2 protein-coding genes, 1 tRNA gene, 1 pseudogene and 1 other annotated feature are annotated in these 4,915 nt (G+C 32.2%); of the genes and pseudogenes, 3 read left to right on the top strand and 1 reads right to left on the bottom strand.

Annotation, left to right across the window (positions count from 1 at the left end; translation table 11 throughout):
- Nucleotides 1-253: 253 nt before the first annotated feature.
- Nucleotides 254-584, top strand: a pseudogene (gene rnpA, locus ACEW7V_RS02255) (ribonuclease P protein component).
- Between the two features lie 805 nt (nt 585-1,389).
- Here rnpA and ACEW7V_RS02250 read toward each other — a convergent pair.
- Nucleotides 1,390-1,521 carry a hypothetical protein gene (locus tag ACEW7V_RS02250; protein WP_374695311.1) on the bottom strand — a complete coding sequence of 44 codons (132 nt, stop codon included), beginning with the start codon at nt 1,519-1,521 and terminating at the stop codon, nt 1,390-1,392.
- A 1,027-nt stretch (nt 1,522-2,548) separates the two neighbouring features.
- On the opposite strand from ACEW7V_RS02250, the gene ACEW7V_RS02245 reads away from it, so the two are divergent.
- Nucleotides 2,549-2,632, top strand: a tRNA-Tyr gene (locus ACEW7V_RS02245).
- A 122-nt stretch (nt 2,633-2,754) separates the two neighbouring features.
- Nucleotides 2,755-3,612: a sequence feature (16S ribosomal RNA rRNA prediction is too short), on the top strand.
- Nucleotides 3,613-3,855: 243 nt separating this feature from the next.
- Nucleotides 3,856-4,083, top strand: a complete 228-nt coding sequence (locus tag ACEW7V_RS02240; protein ID WP_374695310.1) for a hypothetical protein — start codon at nt 3,856-3,858, stop codon at nt 4,081-4,083.
- Nucleotides 4,084-4,915: the final 832 nt, after the last annotated feature.

The raw sequence follows: 4,915 nt of genomic DNA, 5'->3' as shown, positions 1-4,915 counted from the left end.
GTTGGAGGATGCAAAGTTATTGTAGAAGAAGAGCTAAGGACGTTTGCAACTAACAGTTTAAAATCAAACTAACTTGATTTTGATTAATTCAAACCAAAAATAAACACCGCTTTTCGGTGTTTTTGATAAATTTCTTTTTATTGCTATTGTATCATTAATAATTGTGGAATTTATATTTTTTAAAATGGTTAATTGATGTTTTGAATATAAAGTTAAAATTTTAGGATTATTAAGAAGATGAAAAAGAAAATATATTCTTAAAAAGAAAGCGAAATCACCCCTGTTTTTAAATCTAAAAAAGATGCGGGAACTCACTTTTATTATTTATTACGTCAAACAAACTGCCTTTCCTCATTTTAAATTTACTTTAAGTGTTGGCAAAAAATATGGTAAAGCCCACGAAAAGAAATTTAATTAAACGTCGTTTAAGAGCAATTATTAGGAGTGTTTCTCTTGCCTTAACCCCCAAAATGTTTTTGTTATTGTTATTAAAGCTCAAGCCAAAAGCCTAACTTTTCAACAATTAAAAAAACTTTCTTTTGCAATTTGCTACCAAAACTCGCATATTACTTTCAAATAACTAAAATAAGGAGTTAATTAAAATGGATGTTGAAATCATTCTTCAAAAAAAAAAAGTTTTTATTTTTAGCAATTTTTCTATTCAGGTTATTTTTGGCTCCTTACTCCTCCAAAGCGTGAAAAAATAGAAGTTTTGACAAAGTTTTTGTTTTTAAAAGTAGCGAAAAATATGAAGAATATTTTACAAATAATGATCCTTCTAAATTAAATGAATGTGCTGATATTTTTTGTGGTTTATGTTATCAATAATAACAAAGAAAGAAATTCAAATAGGCTATGCAAGACGAATTTAAAGGCATGTTAAATAAAACAAGCAAGCAAAATATTTTTAATTTAATGAAAAAACCAGATCCTGGAAGTAGAAGATGTTTCTAATTTTGATCTTTCTAAATTAAATAAAAAAGAATATTTTTTAACTTTTAAACCAGATGCTGATGTTTTTAAAAATAAAAACGATAAAGAAAAACCGAATTCAAAAATAAATTAATGAAGGATTTTTAACAGTTTCTGCAGGCACTAATGATGATTATATTCAAAACAATAAATATCAAAAAAAAGAATTAAAAGATGCATTAGAATTTAGAACATATGAAGATAAAAACCCTCTTTCTTTAGAAAATATAAAATTAGATTTTGACAAAGAACATTATGCAGAAAATATCAAAAACACTTCCAATAATGATTCATCTAACAATATTGATATTAAATTTACAAACAACAATAACGACCATTTAATATCTAGAAAACTTTTTATAACTAATTCTTCAGTTCCAATTCAATTTCTTCTAGACTGGAATGGAGCCTGTTTGGTTATTTTTGGAATGTTTTAATAATTTCAATTGGCTCTTTTTTATATTTTTTCTCAACTTTCTTAGTTTCTGGTGCTTCTGGTATGTTTTTTGTCAACTTAGGGTTAGGAATTGTTTTAGCTACTATTTTCATCCGTACTTTAACTTGGCCTATTTATACTAAAACAAGTACTTTGAGTATGAATATGAGTTTAATTTAACCCGAAATTGAAAAAGTAAAGCAAAAATATGCTCTCAAAAAAGAATCCTGCCTCAGCTCAAAAAATGCAGTTAGAAATTTTAAAAAGTTTATCGCAAAAAATAATTTTTCTTTTTGGGGGCTTTTTTATTGTCTTTCTTACAACTTCCCTTATTTATTGCAATTAATCAAACCTTAAGTCGTTTTATTATTCCTGGAGTGTATTTTTGCAACTGATAAATTAATTGAAAAGCCCTTTTAGGATTCATTAATTTAAACCCTTCTAATCCCAATAATGCTTTTGTTATCTTTTTGCTTTCTTTTTAGTGGGAGCAACGATGTTTATTTTGAATAAAATTAGTTTAAAAAACCAGATTATTTAAAAACCCCTTCTTATCATTTGACTTCAGAACAAAAACAAAAAGCTAAACAATCAGAAAAAAGAAACATGAAAATTATGAGTGTTGTTATGATTTTAATGATGGTATTTTTCTCGCGTTCTAACCCAATATTGTCTTTATATTGGATTGTTGGAAACACCTATACTATTTTCCAAACTTTGCTCACTTTCAGAAAAAGATGCAACAAAAATATTTTGCATTAAAACAAAACGCTTTATAAAAACTTTTTCCTTCATCAATACTTGCAACAATTCAAAAAATCAAACTAAGTAAAAAAACAAACAAAACTTTTATATTTTTTCTGCAGTTCTTAATGTTCATCCTTATAATTTTTAAAAAACATTTTTTGGAAAGCAATATATTTAGTTAGGATAATTTCTTCATAAATATATTTTTTATTTTTCAAAAAAAATATTTCAAACACCATTATCTAATTCCAAAAAATGTTTTTCCAAACCCCAAATTCCTATCAAAAATAACAACCCAAATTAAAATTTAAAAAAATCAAAAAAGCTTGCTTTTCATTTTTATATGTGCTATAATATTTAAGGTAAATAAATTTGAAATTGTTAAGCAATTTCGGAGGGATAGCGAAGTGGCTAAACGCAGCAGTCTGTAAAACTGTTCCGTAAGGTACGGTGGTCTGAATCCACCTCCCTTCACCATTAATTTTTTTAATCTTTGAAAACTGAAGATGATAATTAACGAATATTTTTTAATTATTTTTTAACACCTTAAAATTGACACCAAAAGCAATTTTTGATGCATCAATTTTGTAACATACGAAGAGTTTGATCCTGGCTCAGGATTAACGCTGGCGGCGTGCCTAATACATGCAAGTCGAACGGAAGTTTAAGTAATTAAACTTTAGTGGCGAACGGGTGAGTAACGCGTAAGCAATCTGCCCTAAGACGAGGATAACAGTTGGAAACGACTGCTAAGACTGGATAGAGACAAGAAGGCATCTTTCTTGTTTTTAAAAGACCTAGCAATAGGTATGCTTAGGGAGGAGCTTGCGTCACATTAGTTAGTTGGTGGGGTAAAGGCCTACCAAGACTATGATGTGTAGCCGGGCTGAGAGGCTGATCGGCCACATTGGGACTGAGACACGGCCCAAACTCCTACGGGAGGCAGCAGTAGGGAATTTTCGGCAATGGAGGAAAGTCTGACCGAGCAACGCCGCGTGAACGATGAAGTATTTCGGTACGTAAAGTTCTTTTATTAGGGAAGAATAAATGATGGAAAAATCATTCTGACGGTACCTAATGAATAAGCCCCGGCTAACTATGTGCCAGCAGCCGCGGTAATACATAGGGGGCAAGCGTTATCCGGAATTATTGGGTAAAGGGTGCGTAGGCGGTTAAATAAGTTTGAGGGTTCATGCATGCTCAACATTGTGATGCTATAAAAACTGTTTAGCTAGAGTAAGATAGAGGCAAGTAGAATTCCAGGTGTAGCGGTGAAATGCGTAGAGATCTGGAGGAATACCGGTGGCGAAGGCGGCCCCCTGGACGAAGACTGACGCTCAGGTGCGAAAGCGTGGGGAGCAAACAGGATTAGATACCCTGGTAGTCCACGCCGTAAACGATGAGTACTAAACGTTGGGTAAAACCAGTGTTGAAGTTAACACATTAAGTACTCCGCCTGGGGAGTACGGCCGCAAGGTTAAAACTCAAATGAATTGACGGGGGCCCGCACAAGCGGTGGAGCATGTGGTTTAATTCGAAATTTGATGAGCTCATGCATGAATATAGATTGCTAAAAATTGAAACAAAAGTTAAAAAGCATGCTAAGTTCATCATCTCATGAAAATACCAATCTTACAAATGAAAATAATGATTTAAAAGCTAAGATTGATGTTTTAGAAAAATAAAAGAATGCTTTGTCAATGAAAAATAAAGTTTTAAAAAGACCCAAGGTCATTATTTCAAATAATGAACTTTTAAAGAAAAATAAAGACCTTGAGAAAGAAAATCAGAAATTCAAAAATGAGCTTGAAAAAGTTAAACCATTTGTTGAAAAGTTTACATATAGTTTTGAAAAGCTAAATCTTTTATTGAATAATCAAAGAGCAGTTTTCAACAAAGCAGGTTTGGGTTTTAGACCACAAAAATAGCAAAAAATTTTCAAGAATTTCTTTATACCTACATCATCTAGCATTACATATTTTTCTTGTAAAAAATTAGGTCATAAAGCATATCAATGTGATCTTAGAAAAATTAATAATTTTAAGAAGATTTGGGTTCCAAAAGGAACCACCTTTAGTACTAACCCAAAAGGACCCAAGATGGCTTGGGTGTTGGGTTCGGGAACCAGTGAAGCGTGGATTTCAAAAATTTTATGAAATCAGGTCCGAACCCTAATCCCAAAATCTCCTTATTAGCAATTAAAACTATGACTACATGCATGTCCAAATTTAAACATAGTTTAGATACTAACCTCAGATCGCTATATCCAATCTGATGTAGAAATAAACTCCAACTTGAGTAACCTTTTGAACACACCAGGCGTCCACTTGTCCGCCCTCCGATGGTGATCCACACTGGCAGATGATCAAGACACTGACTCCTTAATTGGGTTCCTTCCAATCAAGTTCTACCCCAAGAACTTGATATATGGGCTATTGGCTAGGACTCCTCTAGCCAAACACTGACTAAACCTTCTCTCTTACCCTTCTCCTAGTTTTTTAGCAACTTTGGCCCCTTAAGACACTCTTGTCTTAAGAATAAGCCCTTGTCCTAAAATGAGACAAGGCTTGTCTTGGAGGGAGAAGAAAATTAAGACAAAATTGTCTTAATGTAAGAAAGAAAGAAAGAAGAGGCGCCTTCTTCCTTTACCGTCGGAGAGTTTCTCTTCTGACTCTCCTTCTGTTCTGAGATTCGACAGAGCCTAGGCTCTGTAAAGGAATCAAAGAGGAAAGAAGTTAATACGTAACTGGAACGAAGTAC

It is taken from the genome of Areca yellow leaf disease phytoplasma (assembly GCF_041920595.1).
Note: the sequence above shows the minus strand (reverse complement) of the source record. Positions and strands in the feature narration are given on the sequence as shown.

Coding starts and splice junctions, on each gene's coding strand:
- ACEW7V_RS02250 (WP_374695311.1), bottom strand. CDS start 1,521: ATGAAAATAGTAGCTAAAACAATTCCTAACCCTAAGTTGACAAAAAAC.
- ACEW7V_RS02240 (WP_374695310.1), top strand. CDS start 3,856: ATGAAAAATAAAGTTTTAAAAAGACCCAAGGTCATTATTTCAAATAAT.